19 protein-coding genes are annotated in these 20272 nt (G+C 72.5%); 10 read left to right on the top strand and 9 right to left on the bottom strand.

Translation table 11 applies throughout. The features are described 5' to 3' along the window. Positions 1-17: 17 nt before the first annotated feature. On the bottom strand, positions 18-527 hold the full coding sequence (locus tag ACFZDK_RS23655; protein ID WP_390975299.1) for a LysE family transporter: 510 nt from the start codon (positions 525-527) through the stop codon (positions 18-20). Between the two features lie 72 nt (positions 528-599). On the opposite strand from ACFZDK_RS23655, the gene ACFZDK_RS23650 reads away from it, so the two are divergent. Next, positions 600-1052 (top strand): Lrp/AsnC ligand binding domain-containing protein, encoded by a 453-nt coding sequence (locus tag ACFZDK_RS23650; RefSeq protein WP_390975298.1) that lies wholly within the window; start codon positions 600-602, stop codon positions 1050-1052. 78 nt (positions 1053-1130) lie between these two features. Here ACFZDK_RS23650 and ACFZDK_RS23645 read toward each other — a convergent pair whose 3' ends face one another. Then, on the bottom strand, positions 1131-1778 hold the full coding sequence (locus tag ACFZDK_RS23645; RefSeq protein WP_390975296.1) for a TetR family transcriptional regulator: 648 nt from the start codon (positions 1776-1778) through the stop codon (positions 1131-1133). A gap of 155 nt (positions 1779-1933) precedes the next feature. Here ACFZDK_RS23645 and ACFZDK_RS23640 point away from each other — a divergent pair, with 155 nt between their 5' ends. After that, positions 1934-2662, top strand: a complete 729-nt coding sequence (locus ACFZDK_RS23640) for a VOC family protein (RefSeq protein ID WP_390975294.1) — start codon at positions 1934-1936, stop codon at positions 2660-2662. A 223-nt stretch (positions 2663-2885) separates the two neighbouring features. After that, complete coding sequence (locus ACFZDK_RS23635; protein ID WP_390975292.1) at positions 2886-5240, top strand: PQQ-binding-like beta-propeller repeat protein; 2355 nt, start codon at positions 2886-2888, stop codon at positions 5238-5240. Between the two features lie 190 nt (positions 5241-5430). On the opposite strand, the gene ACFZDK_RS23630 is transcribed toward ACFZDK_RS23635, so the two are convergent. Genes ACFZDK_RS23630 through ACFZDK_RS23620 form a run of 3 tightly spaced genes read right to left on the bottom strand, consistent with a single transcriptional unit; the run spans position 5431 to position 7788 of the window. Further along, a complete protein-coding gene (locus tag ACFZDK_RS23630) occupies positions 5431-6204 on the bottom strand; it encodes an enoyl-CoA hydratase-related protein (RefSeq protein ID WP_390975290.1) in 774 nt (257 codons plus the stop codon). After that, complete coding sequence (locus ACFZDK_RS23625) at positions 6201-6614, bottom strand: OB-fold domain-containing protein (RefSeq protein ID WP_390975289.1); 414 nt, start codon at positions 6612-6614, stop codon at positions 6201-6203. The genes ACFZDK_RS23630 and ACFZDK_RS23625 overlap by 4 nt, the downstream gene beginning before the upstream one ends. A gap of 1 nt (position 6615) precedes the next feature. Beyond that, positions 6616-7788 (bottom strand): lipid-transfer protein, encoded by a 1173-nt coding sequence (locus ACFZDK_RS23620; RefSeq protein ID WP_390975287.1) that lies wholly within the window; start codon positions 7786-7788, stop codon positions 6616-6618. Between the two features lie 108 nt (positions 7789-7896). Here ACFZDK_RS23620 and ACFZDK_RS23615 point away from each other — a divergent pair, with 108 nt between their 5' ends. Beyond that, positions 7897-9468, top strand: coding sequence for a FadD3 family acyl-CoA ligase (locus ACFZDK_RS23615; RefSeq protein WP_390975894.1), 1572 nt, complete (start codon positions 7897-7899; stop codon positions 9466-9468). Positions 9469-9628: 160 nt separating this feature from the next. Here the strand turns inward: ACFZDK_RS23615 and ACFZDK_RS23610 are convergent, their stop codons facing one another. Then, positions 9629-11026 (bottom strand): O-antigen ligase family protein, encoded by a 1398-nt coding sequence (locus tag ACFZDK_RS23610; protein WP_390975285.1) that lies wholly within the window; start codon positions 11024-11026, stop codon positions 9629-9631. Positions 11027-11198: 172 nt separating this feature from the next. Here ACFZDK_RS23610 and ACFZDK_RS23605 point away from each other — a divergent pair, with 172 nt between their 5' ends. After that, positions 11199-11441, top strand: coding sequence for a type II toxin-antitoxin system prevent-host-death family antitoxin (locus ACFZDK_RS23605; protein ID WP_390975283.1), 243 nt, complete (start codon positions 11199-11201; stop codon positions 11439-11441). After that, positions 11441-11815, top strand: a complete 375-nt coding sequence (locus tag ACFZDK_RS23600) for a PIN domain-containing protein (RefSeq protein WP_390975281.1) — start codon at positions 11441-11443, stop codon at positions 11813-11815. Before ACFZDK_RS23605 ends, ACFZDK_RS23600 begins: the two co-directional genes overlap by 1 nt. Before the next feature lie 90 nt (positions 11816-11905). Here ACFZDK_RS23600 and ACFZDK_RS23595 read toward each other — a convergent pair whose 3' ends face one another. The 3 genes from ACFZDK_RS23595 to ACFZDK_RS23585 all read right to left on the bottom strand — a co-directional run bounded on the left by ACFZDK_RS23595 (position 11906) and on the right by ACFZDK_RS23585 (position 15861). Continuing rightward, positions 11906-12166, bottom strand: coding sequence for a hypothetical protein (locus tag ACFZDK_RS23595; RefSeq protein ID WP_390975279.1), 261 nt, complete (start codon positions 12164-12166; stop codon positions 11906-11908). Between the two features lie 213 nt (positions 12167-12379). After that, complete coding sequence (locus ACFZDK_RS23590; RefSeq protein WP_390975277.1) at positions 12380-15337, bottom strand: BTAD domain-containing putative transcriptional regulator; 2958 nt, start codon at positions 15335-15337, stop codon at positions 12380-12382. A 113-nt stretch (positions 15338-15450) separates the two neighbouring features. After that, positions 15451-15861: a hypothetical protein gene (locus tag ACFZDK_RS23585; RefSeq protein ID WP_390975276.1), complete on the bottom strand. Its 411-nt coding sequence runs from the start codon at positions 15859-15861 to the stop codon at positions 15451-15453. A 193-nt stretch (positions 15862-16054) separates the two neighbouring features. Between ACFZDK_RS23585 and ACFZDK_RS23580 the strand changes: the two genes are divergently transcribed. From ACFZDK_RS23580 to ACFZDK_RS23565, 4 genes are all read left to right on the top strand, one after another. After that, positions 16055-17290, top strand: coding sequence for an amidohydrolase family protein (locus ACFZDK_RS23580; protein WP_390975274.1), 1236 nt, complete (start codon positions 16055-16057; stop codon positions 17288-17290). Next, positions 17287-18210 (top strand): TIGR03619 family F420-dependent LLM class oxidoreductase, encoded by a 924-nt coding sequence (locus ACFZDK_RS23575; RefSeq protein WP_390975272.1) that lies wholly within the window; start codon positions 17287-17289, stop codon positions 18208-18210. Before ACFZDK_RS23580 ends, ACFZDK_RS23575 begins: the two co-directional genes overlap by 4 nt. 8 nt (positions 18211-18218) lie before the next feature. After that, positions 18219-18989 (top strand): SDR family oxidoreductase, encoded by a 771-nt coding sequence (locus ACFZDK_RS23570; protein WP_390975271.1) that lies wholly within the window; start codon positions 18219-18221, stop codon positions 18987-18989. Positions 18990-19087: 98 nt separating this feature from the next. Next, positions 19088-20206 (top strand): LLM class flavin-dependent oxidoreductase, encoded by a 1119-nt coding sequence (locus ACFZDK_RS23565; protein ID WP_351484111.1) that lies wholly within the window; start codon positions 19088-19090, stop codon positions 20204-20206. The last annotated feature ends 66 nt before the right edge of the window (positions 20207-20272 follow it).

The following is a 20272-nucleotide window of genomic DNA, read 5'->3' as shown; positions in this document are numbered from 1 at the left end:
TCACAGGGTGTGCTGCGTCAGCAGCAGGGCGCCGATGCCCGGCATCGCCGCCCCCGAGGGTGCCGACGGTCAGGTGGACGGCGGTGCGGCAGGCCATGTGGAGGGTGCCGAGCACGGCCGTCTGGAGGGCTATGGGCGGGTGGCCGCACCGGGTGACCAGGAACTGGGGGAGCACGGACAGGTAGAGCAGCAGGGCCTTGGGGTTCAGGCCGCTGATCGCCGCGCCTCGCCAGAAGCCCTCCGGCCCGGCGGGCTCCCCCGCCTCCTCCGCCTCTTCCGTGGGTACCGCCGGGCGTCGCAGCACCCCCCCACCCCAGCCACACCAGATACCCGGCGCCCGCCACCGTCAGCACGGTGAGCAGCGCGGGCGAGTTCGCCAGCAGCACCGCGAGCCCCGCCACCGTCGGCGCCGTGTGCGGCGCGTACCCGGCCATCAGGCCCGCCACCGCCCGCACCACCGAGCGGCCGCGCACCCCGGCGGCGATCACGTAGGCCCAGTCGGCGCCCGGTGTCCATGAGGGGGACATGAGAGCGCGTATGGCCCGAAAGTGTTGTCGAAGTTTGCCCGTGAACGGCGGCTTCGGGGGAAGATCTGCCCCATGGACGACGTGGACCGGGAAATTCTTGCCGAGCTCCAGCAGGACGGGCGGCTGACCGTGACCGAGCTGGCCGGGCGGGTGCGGCTGAGTGTCTCGCCCTGCCACCGGCGGCTGCGCGAGCTGGAGCGGTCGGGGGCGATCAGCGGGTACCGGGCGGTGGTGGACCCGGCCGCCGTCGGGCTGACCTTCGAGGCGCTGGTCTTCGTGTCCATGCGGCAGGAGGACCGGGACACGGTCGCCGACTTCGAGCGGGAGCTCGCTCGGATCCCCCATGTGCTGGACGCGCAGCGGCTGTTCGGCGAGCCCGACTACCTGCTGCGGGTGGCCACCGCCGACCTCGCCGCCTTCCAGCGGCTGTACGACGAACGGCTCGCGACCCTGCCGGGGGTGCAGCGCCTCAACTCGACGCTGGTGATGAAGCACGTGGTGCGGGACCGGCCGCTGCCGGCGTAGGACGACAGGCGGTGGTTCACCGCTGCGTGTGAACCACCGCCTGCCAGACAGGACCCGGAGGGTGTGTTGCCGTGCGGGTTACTTCGTGGGTTTCTTCCCGGTCACACCCAGGTGCACCAACAGCGCGAGGTTCGGCTTGAGTTCGGCCTGCTTCACACCCCAGGTCTGGAAGCCCTTCTGGTGTCCGGCGACCGCCGCGAGCATCGCGACCAGCGAACCGGCGACGGCCGCCGGGTTCACGTCCTTGTCGACCTTGCCCTTGGACTGCAACTCCGCGATGGAATCGGTCAGGGAGTTGTTCACCGAGTTCAGGATCTTCATACGGATCTTGTAGAACCGTTTGTCCCCCTCGGCCGCGCCGAGGTCGACCACGCGCAGAATCGCGTCGTTCTTCCGCCAGAACTCCAGGAAACCGTCCACGAGTTCCTGGGCGGTCGCCCAGCCGGCCTTGCCGACCCAGGAGCGCCCCGCGACCAGTTCGGTCAACTGGCCGCCCTCGGTGGCCATGTGCTCGGCGATCTCCAGGACGGCGCCCTCGACGTCCGGGAAGTACTGGTAGAAGGTCGCGGGCGAAGTACCCGCCTTCCGGGCGACATCGATGACCTTGACGTCCCGGTAAGGGGAGGAGCTGAGCATCTCGCTGAGGCAGTCGAGCAGCTTCTGCCGGGTCGCCTGCCCACGCCGGCCGGCCACGCGGCCGTCGACGGTACGCACTTGTCCTGTCATGCCGTCAGCTTACCGAGGGGTGATCGGAGCGCGATTCGGCCGACTGCAAATGGGGTGCACGGATGTGTGGGGTGCTTGCCCGGAGGGGAAAGCGCCGGTCACTCCCGGAGCGCGGACGGTCTGCGCGGTGCGGGCCGGGCGGTTACTTTGACGACATGGCCGAAAACAGGGCATCCGGATACACCGAGGGCGTCCCGTGCTGGGTGGACGTACAGCTGCCCGACCTCGAGGCGGGCAAGCGGTTCTACGGCGGGCTCTTCGGGTGGACCTTCGAGGACGCCGGGGGCGGCCCCGGCTCCGTGTGGGCCCGGCTCGGCGGCGCGGAGGTGGCCAGGCTGGCGCGGAAGCGGGACGGCCGGATGCCCACCGTCTGGACGGTGTACTTCGCGACCCCGGACGCCCGGGACCTCGCCCGGCGCGTCCTCGCGGCCGGCGGGCAGGTGGTGAGCGATCCCGCGCCCGTCCGCGACCTCGGCACCGCCGCGCTCGTCGCCGACCCCCAGGGTGCCGTCTTCGGCCTCTGGCAGGCCGCGGGCCACCCCGGCTTCGGCGTCCGGCACGCCCCCGGCAGCTTCGCCTGGGCGCAGCTGTACACCACGGACATCGACGTGGCCAACACCTTCTACGGGCACCTCTTCGCCGACGCCCTGTTCGGCGCGGACGCCGACCCGGACTTCGGCCGGGCCCCCGTCTCCGACGTCTTCTATCCCGGGATGCCGCCGCAGTTCGTCGTCCACTTCCGCACCGGGGACGTGGCGGCCGCGGTCGGCGCCGTGCAGGAACTCGGCGGCCGGGTCCAGGCGGCGCCTTTCGAGACGTCGTACGGAAAAGTGGCCGTCGTCACCGACAATCAAGGGGCGTCCTTCGCGCTGCTGCAACGCTAGAAGCCAGGGAACAACGGCTCAGAAGCCACGAAACCACGGCTCTCGGCGAGTAAATGTCTCACTTTGTCATAAGACACCCCGATTGATCTCCGGGTTCGCAACCTGTGCCCGGGCCAGGAAGAATCGGGGTGCGTGCCGCCACGGCGGTGCCGGTGGTGAGACGCTGCACGGGGTCGCGTACATATGTGGGTGGACGAGGCCCGTACGGGGAGGTGGCAGGCAAGTGGTGGATCAGCTGACGCAGCACGATCCGCGGCGGATCGGGCCGTTCGAGGTGCTGGGACGGCTGGGGGCCGGCGGCATGGGGCTGGTCTATCTCGCGCGCTCGGCGTCCGGCCGGCGCGTGGCGATCAAGACGGTCCGGACCGAGCTCGCCGAGGACCAGCTGTTCCGGGTCCGCTTCACGCGCGAGGTGGAGGCGGCCCGGGCGGTCTCCGGCTTCTACACGGCCGCCGTCGTCGACGCCGACCCGCGCGCCGCCGTGCCGTGGCTCGCGACCGCGTACGTGCCCGCGCCGTCCCTCGAAGAGATAGTGAACGACTGCGGGCCGATGCCGGCCCAGGCGGTGCGCTGGCTCGCCGCGGGCGTCGCCGAGGCGCTCCAGTCGATCCACGGCGCCGGACTGGTCCACCGGGACCTCAAGCCCTCCAACGTCCTCGTCGTCGAGGACGGTCCCCGGGTCATCGACTTCGGTATCGCGTCCGGCGTGTCGAACACACGTTTGACGATGACGAACGTCGCGGTCGGCACGCCCGCCTACATGTCGCCCGAGCAGGCGAAGGACTCCCGGTCCGTGACCGGCGCGAGCGACGTCTTCTCCCTCGGCTCCATGCTCGTCTTCGCCGCCACCGGCCACCCGCCCTTCCACGGCGCCAACCCGGTCGAGACCGTCTTCATGCTGCTCCGCGAGGGACCCGACCTCGAAGGACTCCCGGACGAACTGCGTCCGCTCATCGAGTCCTGTATGCAGATGGAGGCCACCGCCCGCCCCAACCCTGCCGACCTCCAGGCGCAGCTGGCACCGCACCTGTTCGGCTCCGGCTCCGACGACAGCGGTACGGCCTCGGCCTGGCTGCCCGAGAAGGCGGTCGGGCTGATCGAGTCCCGCCGCGGCGGCCGGCCGGCCGTGAAGCCCTCCGCGCACCCCTCCGGCGGGCGCAGCGGCGGCCGTCTCGCCGTCCCCCCGCCGCCCTCCTACGACCCCGTGGTCCCGGCCCCGGTCCCCGTCGGCGCCCCCGGCCCGGCCCCCGACACCGGCCCGGTGCGCCTGGCCGGCGCCCAGGTGCCCATCGGGCCCGGCCCGCGCGTCGCCGACACCCGCGCCGCCGCCGTCAAGGCGCCGCCGCCCGAGGCCGGCCTGGTGGCCAGCTGGTCCCGCCCGCACCCCGGCGTCAACGGCGTCGACCCCGCCGTACCGCCGGTGCCCGCCCTGCCGCCGGAGACGGCGTCCGGCTGGCGCCCCTGGCGGTTCCGGATGTCCAACGACGTCTGGGGCACCCCGTCCGTCGACGGCGACCTCGTCTACGTCACCTCCTTCGAGGTGCACGCCCTCGACGTGGCCACCGGCCGCCGCCGCTTCAAGACCCGCGACGTCGCCTGGTCCATGGCGGTCGCCGACGGCCGGATCCACGCCTCCGACGGCCCCACCCTGTTCGCCCTGGAGGCCCGCGAGGGCGGCGACCTGTGGCGGCTGTCCACCGACGCCTGGGTGTACTCCCTCAAGGCCGGCCGCGGCACGCTCGTCACCGGTACCCGGGGCGGCGGGGTCCAGGCCTGGGAGGCCTCCAACGGGCAGAAACTCTGGGAGCTGTCCGGCGCCCAGACCGACTTCGAGTCCCCCGAGTCCGGGCCGTCCCTGCACGACGGCACGGTCTTCGTCTGGCAGGACGCGCGGCTGCGCGCGCTGGACGCCCGGTCCGGCGACGAACGCTGGTCCTACCCGATCGGCGACGCGGCCTCCTGCGGCGGCGTCCCGGTCCGTCTCACCCACGCCGACGACGGCTTCGTGTACGCCTCCGCGGGCACCCGGGTCATCGCCCTCGACACCGCGACGGGGCGCGTGCGCTGGCACTTCGAGGCGCCGGCGGTGTTCCTCTCCCCGCCGGCCTTCGTGCCGGGACCCGCGGTCACGGGCGGCGGTATCTACCTGGCCGACTACCTCGGCACCGTCTACGCCCTCGACGCCACCGACGGCCGTGACCGCTGGCGCATCGCGACGGAGGCCCGCGCGTCGATCGAGCCGGTGCTGGTGGCCGCGGGCCATGTCCACGTCGGCAGCGGCAAGGGGCTGTACACCCTGGACGCGGTCACCGGGACGCCCAAGTGGCGCTTCCAGGCGGGCGGCGACGTGGTGGGGGCGCCGGCGGTGGCCGAGGGCCGCATCCACTTCGGCTCCACCGACCATCTGCTGTACACGCTGAAGGCCGACGACGGCCGGCTGCGGTGGAAGCTCGCCACCGGCGGGGAGATCACCGGGTCGCCGGTGGTGCGGGACGGGGTCGTGTACGCGTGCAGCAAGGACCGGTGCGTGTACGCGCTGGACGCGGAGAAGGGGACGGGGACGGCGCGCACGACGTGAGTGCCGCCGACGGCTGAGCGGCGCGTGCGCGAGCAACCCCCACGCACCCGCACCCGAAAGACTTCCGTACACCGGGACGGCCGTCGTACCACTCGCACGGAAGGGCTGTGCACGGCGGCCGTCGCTCGGAGCGGGAGTCGGCTCCCGCAGCGAACGTTACGCCCGAGTGGTTCGCCCCGCCACGTGTGGCTCAGCGGACGCGGGGGGCGGTGCGGGCCCGGTTGCCGAAGAGTTCCGCCTGGCGGTCGCCGGGCAGGTTGCCCAGGGCGATCAGGTGCGGTGCCTGCGCCCAGCCCCGCTCCCGTGCCGCCTCCTTCGCCGCCCACAGGGCTCGCACGCTGCCCTGCACCCCCGCCGCCGGATACCCGGCGATGACGGTCGCGCAGCGCACGGCGGCCTCCAACGCCCGCCCGGGTGGGGTCACTTCGGAGACCAGCCCCACCTCGTACGCCCGCCGGGCGGAGACCCGCTCGGCGTTGCCCATGAGCACCATCCGGGCCACCTCGCCGTACGGCATCCGCTGGGCCAGCAGCACGGACTCGTACGCGCTGACCATGCCGTACGAGGTGTGCGGGTCGAAGAAGGTCGCGTCCTCCTCGGCGATGACGAAGTCCGCCTCGCCGAGGAGGTAGAAGGCACCGCCGCAGGCCATCCCGGCCACCGCGGCGATCACCGGCTTCCACAGGTCGTTCGCCTTGGGGCCGACGGCGATCAGCGGATCGTCCTGGCTGTACGGCGAGGAGGGCTGCGGCACCACGGCGTCCCGGTCGAGGCCGGTGCTGAAGGCGCGGGTGCCGGCCCCGGTGAGGACGACGGCCCGCACGGTGTCGTCGAAGCGCAACGCCCGCCAGAGGGCCGCCAGTTCGTCCGCCGTCGCCAGGTCGATCGCGTTGAGCCGCTCGGGCCGGTCGAGGGTGACGACGGCGACCCCGGTCTCCTTGTCCACGTCCAGGCGCGGACTCACGGCCGCTCCAGGACCCACTGCACCAGCCCGTCCGGGAAGACGGCCTGCACCCGCGCCCCGATCCGGATCCGTTCGGGCCCGGTCGAGTCGAGCGGCGCCCCGGCCGCGGCGACGACGTTGCCCACCAGCCGCACCCGGGGCGCGTCGTCGAGTTCCACGACGACGACGTTGTACGGCGCCTGGGCCGCGTAGTCGGGCAGCAGCGGCGGGTGCGGGACGACGTACGACCAGATCCGGCCGCGCCCGTTCGTCGGCCGCCACTCGCTCGCGAAGGACTGGCAGTGCGGGCAGCAGGGGCGGGGCGGGAAACGGGGTTCGTGGCAGTCGGCGCAGGCCTGGACGCGGAGTTCGCCGAGCGCCGCGTACTCCCAGAAGGGGGCGCCGTCGGTGTCGATGGCCGGTCGCAGCATCTCAGCTCCGGTTGGTGAGGAGGAGGGCGGAGGTCGGGACGCCTTCGCCGGCGGTGACCAGGCAGGTGGCGGCGCCGGGAACCTGGGCGGTACTGGTGCCGCGCAGCTGCTTGACGCCCTCGGTGATGAGGTTGAAGCCGTGGACGTAGGCCTCGCTGAGCCCTCCGCCGCCGGTGTTGACCGGCAGCCGCCCGCCGATCTCCAGGGCGCCCCCCTCGGTGAACGCCCCGCCCTCCCCTCTCCCGCAGAAGCCGTAGCCCTCCAGGGAGAGCGGTATGAGGGCGGTGAAGGCGTCGTAGATCTGGGCGACGTCGACGTCCTCCGGGGTGAGGTCGGCGTGCTTCCACAGGTGCCGGGCGGCGGTCCAGGCGGGGCCGGTGAGGGGGTCGTCGTTCCAGTAGTTGACCATGCCGTGGTGCTGGGCGGGCAGGCCCTGGGCGGCGGAGTGGACGTAGACGGGGGTCCGCCGGCAGTCCCGGGCGCGTTCGCTGCTGACGATCACACAGGCCAGCGCGCCGTCCGTCTCCAGGCAGTTGTCGAAGAGGCAGAGGGGTTCGCTGATCCAGCGCGCGTTCATGTACATCTCGCGGGTGAGGGGGCGGTCGTACATGACGGCGGCCGGGTTCTGGTTGGCGCGGTTGCGGCAGGCGAGGGCGACGTTGAAGAGGTGGTCGCGGGTGGCGCCGTACTCGTGCATGTAGCGGCGGGTGAGCATGGCGATCTCGTCGGCGGGCCGGAGGAGACCGAAGGGGCGGGTCCACTGGGCGGGGGTGGGCAGCTGGACGGTGGTGTTGGTCCAGGGGCGGGGGCCGGAGCCGCGCTTGCGGGACCGCCAGGCGACCCCGACCGTCGCCTGGCCGCTGGCTATCGCGCCGGCGAGGTGCGCGACCGTGGCACAGGAGCCGCCCCCGCCGTACCCCACCTTGCTGAAGAAGGTGAGGTCCCCGAGGCCGACCGCCTTCGCCAGCTCCACCTCGTCCGTCTCCTCCATGGTGAAGGAGGCGAGCGCGTCGACCTCGCCGGGGGCGATCCCGGCGTCGTCGAGGGCGGCGAGGACGGCCCGGCAGGCCAGGGTCTTCTCGTCCTCGTCGAGCCGTTTCGCGAAGCGGGTCTGTCCGATCCCGACGATGGCGGTGGCGTCCTTGATGCCCTTGAAGCCCTTCGGACCGGCCATGTGCCCGCACCTCCACGGCTCTCGCGGCTTGCTGACAGGGCGTCAGGCTACAGCTAATCTGACGGACAGTCAGCTATGCGTGAGGGGAGGCCGGTTGTGCGCGGTGACATGGAGTGGGGGACCGTTCCGGGACTGGTGCGGTCGGCGGCGGAGCGGTACGCGGACGCCGAGGCGGTGGTGGACGGCCGTACCCGGATCACGTACGCCGAACTGGGCGCCCGCGTGGAACGGGCGGCGGCCGCCTGCCTGGCCGCCGGCGTGGAGACGGGCGACCGGGTGGGGATCTGGGCACCCAACTCCCTGGACTGGATCGTCGCGGCGCTGGGCGCGGTCTCGGCGGGCGGGGTGCTGGTCCCGCTGAACACCCGCTTCAAGGGGGCGGAGGCGGCGGACGTGCTGCGCAGGAGCGGGGCCCGGCTGCTGCTCGTCACGGGCACCTTCCTGGGGACCTCGTACGTGGCGTCACTGCGCAGGGCTGCCGGGGAGGGGACCGGGGACGGCCCGGGGCCGCTGCCCGGGCTGCCCGCGCTGCGGGAGGTGGTGGTGCTGTCGGAGGACGCACCGGTCGACTTCCGCACCTGGAAGGACTTCCTGGCGACCGGGGAGGGGGTCGGGGCACGGGAGGTCGCCGCCCGCGCGGCCGGGCTGGACGGCGACTGCCTCTCCGATATCGTCTTCACCTCGGGCACGACCGGCCGCCCCAAGGGCGCGATGATCACGCACGCGCAGACCCTCCGCGCCTACGAGGTCTGGGCGGACCTGGCGGGCCTGCGCGGCGACGACCGCTACCTGATCGTCAACCCGTTCTTCCACACCTTCGGCTACAAGGCCGGGGTGATCGCCTGCCTGATGCGGGGCGCGACGATGATCCCGCAGCCGGTGTTCAACGTGGCGACGGTCCTGGCCAACGTGGCGGCGGAACGGGTGTCGGTGCTCCCCGGCCCGCCGACCCTCCACCAGTCCCTCCTGGACCACCCGGCGCGCGACGCCCACGACCTGTCCGCGCTGCGCCTGGTGGTGACGGGAGCCGCCGTCGTACCCCTGCGGCTCGTGGAACGCCTGCGCGGCGAACTCGGTGTCGAGACGGTCCTCACCGCCTACGGCCTCTCGGAGGCGAGCGGAATCGTGACGATGTGCCGCCGGGGCGACGACCCGACGGTGATCGCGTCGACGTCGGGCCGGGCGATACCCGGGACCGAGGTGCGCGTGGACGAGAGCGGGGAGGTGCTGGTCCGGGGCTTCAACGTGATGCGCGGCTACTACGAGGACCCGGCGGCGACGGCCGGCGCCCTGACCCCGGACGGCTGGCTGCGCACCGGCGACGTCGGCGTCCTGGACGCGGCCGGGAACCTCCGGATCACCGACCGCCTGAAGGACATGTTCATCGTCGGCGGCTTCAACGCCTACCCGGCGGAGATCGAGCAACTGCTCGGCCTGCACCCGGAGGTGGCCGACGTCGCGGTGATCGGCGTCCCGGACGCCCGGCTGGGCGAGGTCGGCAAGGCGTACGTGGTGCGCCGGGCGGCCTCGGTCCTCACGGGGGACGACCTGATCGCCTGGGCCCGCCGCGAGATGGCCAACTACAAGGTGCCGCGCACGGTGGAGTTCGTGGCGGAGCTGCCGCGGAACGCGAGCGGGAAGGTGGTCAAGGGCGAACTGCGCGGCCGGCGCACCGCCTAGTGCTGTGACCGGAAAGGTTTGCCGGGAAGCTCGCGGCGTCCGGTGCGGTGCATCGCAAGGCGGAGCATCGCCCGCGTACTGGACGTACTCGGGTGATGCGACAACGCGGCGAGGTGCCGTGCCGGGCGTCGCGAGCCGGTGAACCTTTCCGGTCGCAGCACTAGCGCGGCCCCCGGGCCCGGGCCGGCTCCGTACGCGCGGCGGCGGCCACGGGCCGGTGCCGGCCGTGCGAGGGCTGCTGCCGTAGGTGGGGCCGGGGCACGTTGAGGACGATGGTGTCGTCGTCCAGGACCACGGGCGCGGCGGGACGACGACGCCACCCCGTCGGAGCCTCGGCCATCACCACACCCAGCACCAGCCAGAACAGCATGCTGATCCGGTCCAGGTTCGCCGGGTCGTCCAGCATGCCGGCGAGGAAGAACCCGGTCAGCGAGGCCAGTCCGAACGTACCCAGCACGGACTTGTCGCGCGCGGCCCGGCCCGCGCTCGCCCACGCGACGACGGTCACCGCGACGACGGCCAGCAGCCCGAGGGGACCGGTCTCCACCAGCCAGTTGAGCCACAGGTTGTGCGCGTGCACGAACACCCGCTCGCCGGGCGCGGCCGCGGAGATGGCGTCGCCGGACCGCCCGAGCCCCACCCCCAGCGGATTCTGCCGGGCCACCTGCAGCGCGGCCCACCAGGCCTGCCCCCGCACCCCCAGCGAGTCCCCGGCCCGGGACACTCCCCAGATCACCCCGGCCGCGGCGAGCAGACCCAGCCCGCCGACCACCGCGAGCACCCGCCGCCGCGCCCGGTCGGCGAGCCGGGGCGCCAGCCAGTAGGCGCCGCCGAGCACGAGCAGCCCGGCGGCGGCCGCGACGTACTCGGCACGGGAGAAGGTGGTGACCAGCGCCCCGTACCCGATGAGGACCATCACGACGATCGCCGTCCGTGCCGTGCTCTCGTCCACGGCGACCGCGGCGAGCAGCGCGAACGGCAGCAGCAGCACCAGGCAGGCGCCGAGCAGGTTGGGGTTGGCGAAGGTGCCGGTGGCGCGGATCAGCACATCACCGCCGCCCGCGTCGCAGGCGACGTCGGTGAGCAGGCCGGTCCGGCAGAACCCGGTCGAGGTGCCGTTCGTGACCTGCGAGAACGCGCTGGTGCTCGCCGCGGTGACCCCGGCGAGGGCCAGCAGCCCGACCGCGCGCCAGGACTCCGGCCGGGTGCGGCGCACGCCCACGACGAGGTAGTACGTCGCCACGACCGTCAGCAGTCCGCGCAGCGGGGCGGTCGGATGCCCGCCGCGGTACGTCGCCGCCACCGCCGCCCCGACGAGCAGCGCCACCGGCAGGTCCAGCCGCGTCCGGAAGTCCCGCAACCGGGCCCGGCCCGGCGGGACGAGCAGCGCCACCAGCCCGAGCAGCAGCGTGAGCCGGGCCGGCGTGAGGATCCCCGCGATCGGGTCGTCGGGGAAGAAGTCGGTCGCCGAGTCGAGCAACAGCACCGCCAGCGCGGCGAGCGGCACGAACCGAACGACCTTCACCACCACAGCGGGTGCTTTCCGGTCGGAACCCATGACACCCGAGCCTGGCCGCCGGCCACGACGCCCGGGTGGCGGCGGGGCGAACGGGACGGAGCGCGTTCGCGGATGCTGCGGGATCCGTTGGCACGGGCCGGGGCGCGTCCGTTATGGTTAGTCCAGTAGTTAGTCCACTTGCCTGGTTCGCTGACCGGAGTGTGAGGCCGCCGTGGATCCAGTCCGCCAGTACAACGTGCACGAGGCCAAGACGCACTTCTCCCGCATCCTGGAACAGGTCGCCACGGGCGAGGAAGTCGTGATCAGCAAGGCCGGGGAACCGGTCGCCAAGGTGGTCCCGCTCCGGCCCAAGGTGAGGCGGACCGGCCGGGGCTCCCTCCGCGGGCGGATCCACATCCCGGAGGACTTCGACGAGCTGCCGGACGACATCGCCGACGCCTTCGGGATGCAGTGATGCGGCTCCTGCTCGACACCCACGTGGTGCTGTGGTGGCTGGACGACTCCCCGGAGCTGTCCGGCGAGGTCAAGGACCTGCTCGACACCGAGCCCGCCGTCTATGTGAGCGCCGTCACCCCGTGGGAGATCGCGATCAAGCAGTCGCTCGGGAAGCTCGACGGTCCCGAGGACCTGGCCGAGCGGGTACGCGACAGCCAGTTCACCGGGCTGCCCGTGACGGCCGGCCACGGAGTGCGTGCCGGGCGGCTGCCCGCGCATCACCGGGATCCCTTCGACCGGATACTGGTCGCCCAGGCCCAGATCGAGGGCATGACCCTGGTGACGCGCGACAAGTGGATCCCGCAGTACGACGTGCGTGTCATGGAGGTATGAGGGGCGGCCCCCCTCACCCTGGACACACCTCGGCCGCGGCGGCTCCCCCTCCGCGCCGCCGCGGCCGTTCCCCGTCCGGGTGTGGTCTGGTCAGGCCTTCTCGTCCGTGGCGTGGAAGTCGTCGGGCGAGTTCAGGGGCTCCGACGTGGCGTGGAAGTCCTTGCTGGTGACGTCGTCCTTGCCGGTGACCGGCGTGGTCGTGGCGTCCGTGGCCGGCTTCGTGGCGGCGGCCGGAGCGGCCGCCGGGTCGAAGTCCGGCTTCGGGTCGACGACGAGAGCGGCGGCAGCGTCGGCCGGCCCGCTCGTGGCGTGGAAGTCGTCGGGCTTGACGGTCCCGGTGGTGTCGGCCATGAGGTGCTCCTTGAGAACAGGACAGAACGAAGTGGGGTATGCCCGCCCGGTCACTCCCCCGAGTGTCACCGGGCGGGCATCGCACGGCCGTTCACCCTAGTGGTGAGGCCGGCGCACCGAGCCGTCTGCCCCCCGACGCGACGGTCCGGCACCACTGAGAGTGCCGGGCGGCGATAAACGAATGATGAACGCAGGTACGGGTCTCGAAGCGGCCTAGCCCACGGGGGCGGACGCCAGCAGCCCGCGTACGTCCGCCGCCTCCGGTGCCCCCGTCTCCTCGAAGACGGACAGCGCCTCCTGCCAGCAGACCTTGGCGCGGTCGGTCTGCCCGATGCCGTGCAGGCCACGGCCCAGGGCCGTGAGGATGTTGGCGCGCCGCCACTCCCCGCCGATGCCGTGCAGCACGGCCAGCGCCTGCTCCGCGCAGGCCGCCGCCTGGGCGGGGCTGTCGTCGGTCAGGTGGAGTTCGGCGAGCCGGAAGAGCGTCATGCCGTGCCACAACTGCTGCCGCGCGTCCTGGAACTTGGCCAGGGCGTCGGTCAGGGCCGCCAGCGCCGACTGCGGCTCTCCCGCACTGGTCAGCGCGAGCCCCAGTGCGTACTTGCCGTTGGCGAGCCGCAGCGCCACGCCGGTGTCGGCACGTTCGTAGATGGTCACCCCCTGACGGGCCAGGGAGACGGCGCTCTCGGTGCGGCCGCTCGCGAGGTGCACCCGGGACAGGTTGCACAGGGCGCTGGCCTCACCGGGCCGGTTCCGGTCCGCCCGGAAGGCGGCCAGGGCCTGCGTGAGGTGCTGCTCGGCCTCGTCGTGCCGCCCGTTGTAGAGGGCGATGATGCCCTGCTGGTTGGGTGCCTGCGCACAGACCACGGGATCCCCGGCGGCGAGACCGAGCCGCAACGCGGCCCCCGCCTCCCGGTCCGACTCCGTGAACTGGCCCGAGACGCCGAGCAGATGGCTGTGCATGAGGCGGGCCCGGCCCTCGGCGTAGGCGTCGCCGTGCCGCTGGGCCGCCGTGACCACCGCGGTGGCCGCCTGGGCGTACTGGCGTGCGCTGATCCCTGACTCGCCGAGGTCGACGGCCGCGACGAGGAGGTCGGCGGCCCGGCGCAGCCTGCTCGCCGCGCCGGCCTGCTGCACGGCGGCCAGCAGCCCGCTCGCCTCGGTGAACAGCCAGTCCAGCGCCTTGTCCCGGTCGGTGAAGGAGAGGCCCGGGTAGGCACTCCGGCTCAGATGGTCCAGAACGCGTTCCGCCGGCCGCTCGATCGCGTACACCGCCGCCGCCGTCGCCAGATAGAAGTCCAGCAACCGCGACATGGCGGCTTCCCGCTCGCTCGGCGGCTGTTCGTCCCGTTCCGCGCACGCACGCGCGTAGAGCCGGACCAGGTCGTGGAAGCGGTAGCGGCCCGGAGCGGCTGATTCCACGAGTGAGGTGTCGACCAGGGACTCCAGTACGTCCTCGGTCGCCTCCGGCGGCAGGTCGAGTACGGCCGCTGCCGCGGCCAGCGAGATGTCGGGGCCGTCGGCGAGGCCGAGGAGGCGGAAGGCGCGGGCCTGGGCGGGTTCGAGTTGGCCGTAGCCGAGTTCGAAGGTGGCCTTCACGGCGAGGTCGCCGGCCTGGAGTTCGTCCAGGCGGCGGCGTTCGTCGGCGAGCTTCGCCGCGAGGACGGAGACCGTCCAGGTGCGGCGGGCCGCCAGGCGGGACGCCGCGATGCGGATGGCGAGGGGGAGGAAGCCGCAGGCGGCGACGACATCGAGGGCCGCCTCGCGCTCCGAGGCCACCCGCTCCGCGCCGACGATCTTCGTGAAGAGCTGCAACGCCTCGTCGGGGGACATCACGTCCAGGTCGACCAGATGGGCCCCGGCCAGGTCGACCATCCGCACCCGGGAGGTCACGAGGGCCGCGCAGCCCTCGGTCCCCGGCAGCAGCGGGCGCACCTGGGCCGCGTCCTTCGCGTTGTCCAGCAGCACGAGCACCCGGCGGCCGTCCAGGACCGAGCGGTACAGGGCCGCCCGGTCGTGCAGCGAGTCGGGGATGGCGGACTCCGGCGTGCCGAGCGCGCGCAGGAAGGAGCCGAGGACCGTCTCCGGCTCCGCCGACCGCGCCCCGGCGCCCTGCAGGTCGACGTACAACTGGCCGTCCGGGAACGCCGACCGCGCCTGGTGGGCCACATGGACCGCGAGGGTCGTCTTGCCGACGCCGCCGATGCCCGCCAGCGCGGACACGGCCATCACCCGGCCCTCCGCCGAGGCCAGCACCTCGCTCAGCTCGGTGACGAACGCGGAGCGCCCGGTGAAGTCGGGGACCGTCGCCGGGAGCTGGGCCGGGCGGACCGGGACGGGAGCGGGTTCCGCCGCGGGGGAGGAGGGCTCCGCCAGGGCCGGGTCGGCCTGGAGGATGCGCTGCTGCAGTTCGCGCAGGCCCGGACGCGGGTCCACGCCGAGTTCCTCGGCGAGCAGCCGGCGGGTGTCGGCGTACACCGCGAGGGCCTCCGCCTGCCGGCCGCTGCGGTACAGGGCGAGCATGAGGAGTTCACGGAGGCGTTCGCGCAGCGGGTGGGAGGCGGTGAGGGCGGTCAGTTCGGAGACCGCCTCCGCGTGGCAGCCCTGCTCCAGGTCCATGTCCAGGCGGGACTCCAGGAGTTGGAGGCGCCACTCGTCCAGGCGGACCCGCTGGGCGTCGGCGTAGGGGCCGGGGACGCCGGCCAGGGGTTCGCCGTCCCACAGGGACAGCGCGCGGTTCAGCAGGTCCCGGGCGTGGCACAGGTCCCCGCCGGTCTTCGCCTTCTCCGCCTCCGCCGCCAGGTCCTGCGCCGCCGCCAGGTCCAGGGCGCCGTCGCCGAGCCCCCGCACCGCGTACCCGCCCGACTCGCTGACCAGGACCCCGGGGTCCAGCACCTTCCGCAGCCGGGAGGCGTACGTCCGTACCGCCGCCAGCGCCTGCGACGGCGGCTCGGCGCCCCACAGCGCGTCGATCAGCTCGGCCGCGGTCGCCGTCCGGCCCTCGCGCAGCAACAGGGCCGCGAGCAGCGCGCGTTGCTGAGGGGAGCCGGTGCTGAGCGGCTCCTCCCCGCGCCAGGCGCGCACCGGACCGAGCACACTGAAGCGCAGCGCCGCCGCCTCCGCGGAGGAGGGGGGGCGCCGCTGCTCCGGTACCCGCGGTCCACCGTCCATGCCCGTCCCCCTAGACATCCCGATTCACCCCGTCAGTCTGCCTTGTTCGGCGGAGTCCCGTCAGCCTGGCGAGACACCGATCACAGAGCGACACGCGGTGGTCCACACACTCTTCACACGCCGACGGCCTCCGTGAGCAGGGCGAGTTCGTGCCGGAAGGACTCCGCGAGCAGGTCCGCGTCCTCGGCACCGGAGTTGGTGCACACGCTCACGGTGTGGCCGCGGGCGCAGCCGCCGAGGGCGAAGGTGACCGTGTCGTCGGGCGGCACCATGGGGACGAGGGTGATCCGGCGCAGCGGACGTCCGGCCGGCGTCCGGCCGGTCTCGCGGAGGTGGACGTAGGTGCAGGCGGCGGGTGCGTAGGCCGGGGCGAAGAGACGGCCGCGGGCCAGCGTCTGGGCGGGTCCGGGCAGGGCGGTGACGGCCGCTTCGAGGAGTCTCTCCGCCCGGCCCGGGGGGCGGGTGACGGTCGTCAGCAGGCCGGCGCAGGCCCGCAGCCGGGCGGCGGGGTCGGACAGGTCCACCGGCGCGGGCAGCCGGACGTTGCAGAACGCGTTTGTGTGAGCACCTGTGTCGCCTACGACCCCACCGCCCGCCGCACCCGCAGGCTGGAGGACGACGAACTGGCCGTGCTGGCCGGACACGCGGCCTGCGACTGCTGACGAACCGTCATCCCACTAGCTGACGGTTCGTCAGATCGGCGCTACCGTGAGCGCCATGGACACCCAGGACGGCACCTTTCCGCTGATCATCTCCGTCGACGACCACACCGTGGAGCCGCCGGACGTCTGGCAGTCCCGGCTCCCGAAGAAGTACCTGGACACCGGGCCACGCATCGTCCGGGCCCCGCTGAGGGAGATGAGCTTCCTCGGTGGCCGCTTCAAGCCCGTCATGGGCAGGCCGGGTGAGGACGGCCCCATCGGCGACTGGTGGATCTACGAGGACCTGCACCGCCCCCTCACCCGCCTCGACACCGCCGTGGGCTACAGCAGGGACGAGATCAAGCTCGAAGTGATCACGTACGAGCAGATGCGGCCCGGATCGTTCGACGTGCCGCAGCGGCTCGCCGACATGGACGTCAACCACGTCCAGTCCGCCCTCTGCTTCCCCACCTTCCCGCGCTTCTGCGGGCAGACCTTCACCGAGGCCAAGGACCGCGAACTGGCCCTGCTCTGCGTCCAGGCCTACAACGACTGGATGGTGGAGGAGTGGTGCGGCCCGCTCGCGCAGGGCCGCCTGATACCCCTCATCCTCATCCCCCTCTGGGACGCGGAGCTGGCCGCCGCCGAGGTCCGCCGCAACGCCGCCCGCGGGGTGCGCGCCGTCGCCTTCTCCGAGATACCCCCGCACCTGGGGCTGCCCTCCGTCCACACCGACGACTGGGACCCCTTCCTCGCCGCCTGCGACGAGACCGGCACGGTCGTCGCCATGCACATCGGCTCCAGCAGCCGGATGCCCTCCACCTCCGCCGACGCCCCACCCGCCGTCGGCTCCACCATCACCTTCGCCAACTGCTGCTTCTCGATGGTCGACTGGCTGATGAGCGGCAAGTTCGAACGCTTCCCGAACCTGAAGGTGATGTACGCGGAGGGCCAGATCGGCTGGATCCCCTACATCCTGGAACGCGCCGACGTGGTGTGGGAGGAGAACCGGGGCTGGGGCGGAGTCGCCGACAAGGTGCACCGCCCGCCCTCCGAACTCTTCGCCGAGCACGTCTACGGCTGCTTCTTCGACGACGCCTTCGGCCTGAAGAACCTCGACGCGATCGGCCTCGGCAACGTCCTCTACGAGACCGACTACCCGCACTCCGACTCCACCTGGCCGAAGTCCCGTGAGGTCGGCGAGTCCCAGATGGGCCACCTGGCCCCGGACGTGGTGGACCGGATCGTCCGCGGGAACGCGATCGAGCTGCTGGGGCTGACGGAGGACGGCCTCTGGGGCGGTCCGCGGTGAGCCTCGCCTACGGCATCCAGCTCCCCGTCCAGTCCCAGTCCACGATCTACGCCGAGGGCTGGGAGGACGGGGCGGGCGCCGCGGACCTCGTCGAGATCGCCCGCGCCGTGGACCGGGCCGGCTTCGCCTACCTCGCCGTCTGCGACCACGTGGCGATCCCGCACCGGCTCGCCCCCGCCATGAGCACGGTCTGGTACGACCCGGTCGCCACCCTCGCCCACCTGGCCGCCGTGACCGAGCGGGTCCGGCTGCTCAGCCATGTCGCCGTCGTCGGGCTGCGCCACCCCCTCCTGACCGCCAAGCAGTACGCGACCCTCGACCACCTCTCCGGCGGCCGCCTGATCCTGGGCGTCGGCGCCGGGCATGTGGCGGAGGAGTTCGAGGTGCTGGGGGTGGACTTCCGGCAGCGCGGGCCGCTGCTCGACGAGGCGATCGACGCGCTGCGGGCGGCCCTGGGGGCGGACGAGTTCCCTTCCCATCATGGGAAGTTCTACGACTTCGAGGGGCTCGGGCAGCGGCCCCGGCCGGCCCAGGAGCGGGTGCCGGTGTGGGTCGGCGGGTCCTCGCCCGCCGCCGTACGCCGGGCCGCGCTGAAGGGCGACGGCTGGCTGCCGCAGGGCGATCCGCGCGACCGGCTCCCGGCCCAGATCGAACGGCTGTTGCGGATGCGGGAGGAGGCGGGCGTCGACGCGCCGATGACCGTCGGCGCCATCACCGAGCCGCTGTACGTCGGCACACCGGAGTGGGAGGTGGGCCGCCGCACGCTCAGCGGAGCCCCGGACGCCCTCGCCGAGTCGCTGCGCGCCTACGGCGCGATGGGCGTGCACCAGATCCAGGTGCGGTTCCGCAGCCGGAGCCGGGCCGAACTCATCGACCAGATCCACGCGTTCGGGGCGGAGGTCGCGCCCCGTCTGACCTGAGGAGCGGCATGGGCAAGCTGGACGGGCGCGTCGTCATCGTCACCGGGGCGGCGCGCGGACAGGGTGAGCAGGAGGCGCGGCTCTTCGTGGCGGAGGGCGCGCGGGTGGTCGTGGCGGACGTGCTGGACGACCAGGGCGAGGCGCTCGCCAAGGAGATCGGGGCGAAGTACGTCCACCTGGACGTGGGCGTGGAGGAGGAGTGGCGGGCCGCCGTCGCCGCCGCGAAGGAGGCGTACGGGCGGCTCGACGGGCTGGTGAACAACGCGGGCATCCTGCGGTTCAACGCGCTCGTGGACACTCCCCTCGACGAGTTCATGCAGGTCGTGCAGGTCAACCAGGTCGGCTGTTTCCTGGGGATGAAGACGGCCGCGCCGGAGCTGGCCGACGGCGGGACCATCGTGAACACGGCCTCCTACACGGCCCTGACCGGGATGGCGGCCGTGGGGACCTACGCCGCCACCAAACACGCGGTGCTCGGGCTCACCCGGGTCGCCGCGCTGGAGCTGGCCGACCGGGGGATACGCGTCAACGCGATCTGCCCGGGCGCCATCGACACCGCGATGTCCAACCCGGCGCGGCTCGACCCCACCGTCGACCCGGAGGAGATGAGCCGGGCCCTGGACGAGCTGTACCGCAAGCTCGTGCCGCTGGGCCGGATCGGGCGGGCGGAGGAGGTGGCCCGGCTGGCGCTCTTCCTGACCTCGGACGACTCGTCGTACATCACCGGGCAGCCGTTCGTGATCGACGGGGGGTGGCTGGCGGGGGTCAGTGTCATCTGACGGCTCGTCAGCTATTGACCTTTCTGACGCTACGTCAGAAAGTCGTAGGACTCAGCAGGGCTCATAGGGACCACCTGGACTTGGGACGGTGAACCGCCTTGGAATTCGGGCTCTTTGTACAGGGATACGTGGGCAAGCGAGCCGAGACCGACCCGCTGGCCGAGCACAAGGCACTGATGGAGGAGACCGAGTACGTCATCCAGGCGGACCAGTCCGGCTTCAAGTACGCCTGGGCCTCCGAGCACCACTTCCTCGACGAGTACTCGCACCTGTCGGCCAACGACGTCTACCTGGGCTACCTGGCCCACGCGACGGAGCGGATCCACCTGGGCTCCGGGATCTTCAACCCGCTGGCCCAGGTCAACCACCCCGTGAAGGTGGCCGAGAAGGTCGCCATGCTCGACCACCTCACCGGCAACCGCTTCGAGTTCGGCAGCGGACGCGGCGCCGGCTCGCACGAGATCCTCGGGTTCATCCCCGGGGTGACCGACATGAACTACACCAAGGAGATCTGGGAGGAGACGATCGCCGAGTTCCCCAAGATGTGGCTCCAGGACGAGTACGTCGGCTTCCAGGGCAAGCACTGGCAGCTGCCGCCGCGGAAGGTGCTGCCGAAGCCGTACGGCAAGTCGCACCCGGCGATGTGGTACGCGGCCGGGTCGCCGCCGTCGTACGCCATGGCGGCGAAGAAGGGGCTGGGGGTGCTCGGGTTCAGCATCCAGAAGGTCTCCGACATGGAGTGGGTCCTCGAGCAGTACAAGACGGCGATCGTGAACGCGGAGCCGGTGGGGGACTTCGTCAACGACAACGTCATGGTGACCACCACCGCGATCTGCGCGCCGACGCACGACGAGGCGATCCGGATCGCGGCGAGCGGCGGGCTGCACTATCTGCCCTCGCTGGTCTTCCGGTACCACGACACGTTCCCGCGGCCCGAGGGGTTCCCGGTCTGGCCGGAGACGCTGCCCGAGTACACGCCGGAGTTCGTGGAGCTGCTGGTCGAGGAGGAACTGCTGATCTGCGGCGACCCGGACGAGGTGCTGCGGCAGTGCAAGCGGTGGGAGCAGGCGGGGGCCGACCAGTTGAGCTTCGGGCTGCCGGTGGGGGTGCCGAAGGAGGAGACGTTGCAGACGATTCGGTTGATCGGGGAGCACGTGATTCCGAAGATCGATACGGATCCGGTGCATCGGACGACGCGGTTCCGGGGTGCCGCGTAATCGCCGTTGCGGGGTGCGGGTGCGTTGTGGCTGGTCGCGCCCACGCGGCGGAGCCGCAAATCGATA

The sequence above is a fragment of the Streptomyces sp. NPDC007901 genome (assembly GCF_042959465.1).
GTDB lineage: Bacteria > Actinomycetota > Actinomycetes > Streptomycetales > Streptomycetaceae > Streptomyces.
The sequence above is the reverse complement of the archived record's forward strand: the minus strand, read 5'-3'. Positions and strand labels throughout refer to the sequence as shown.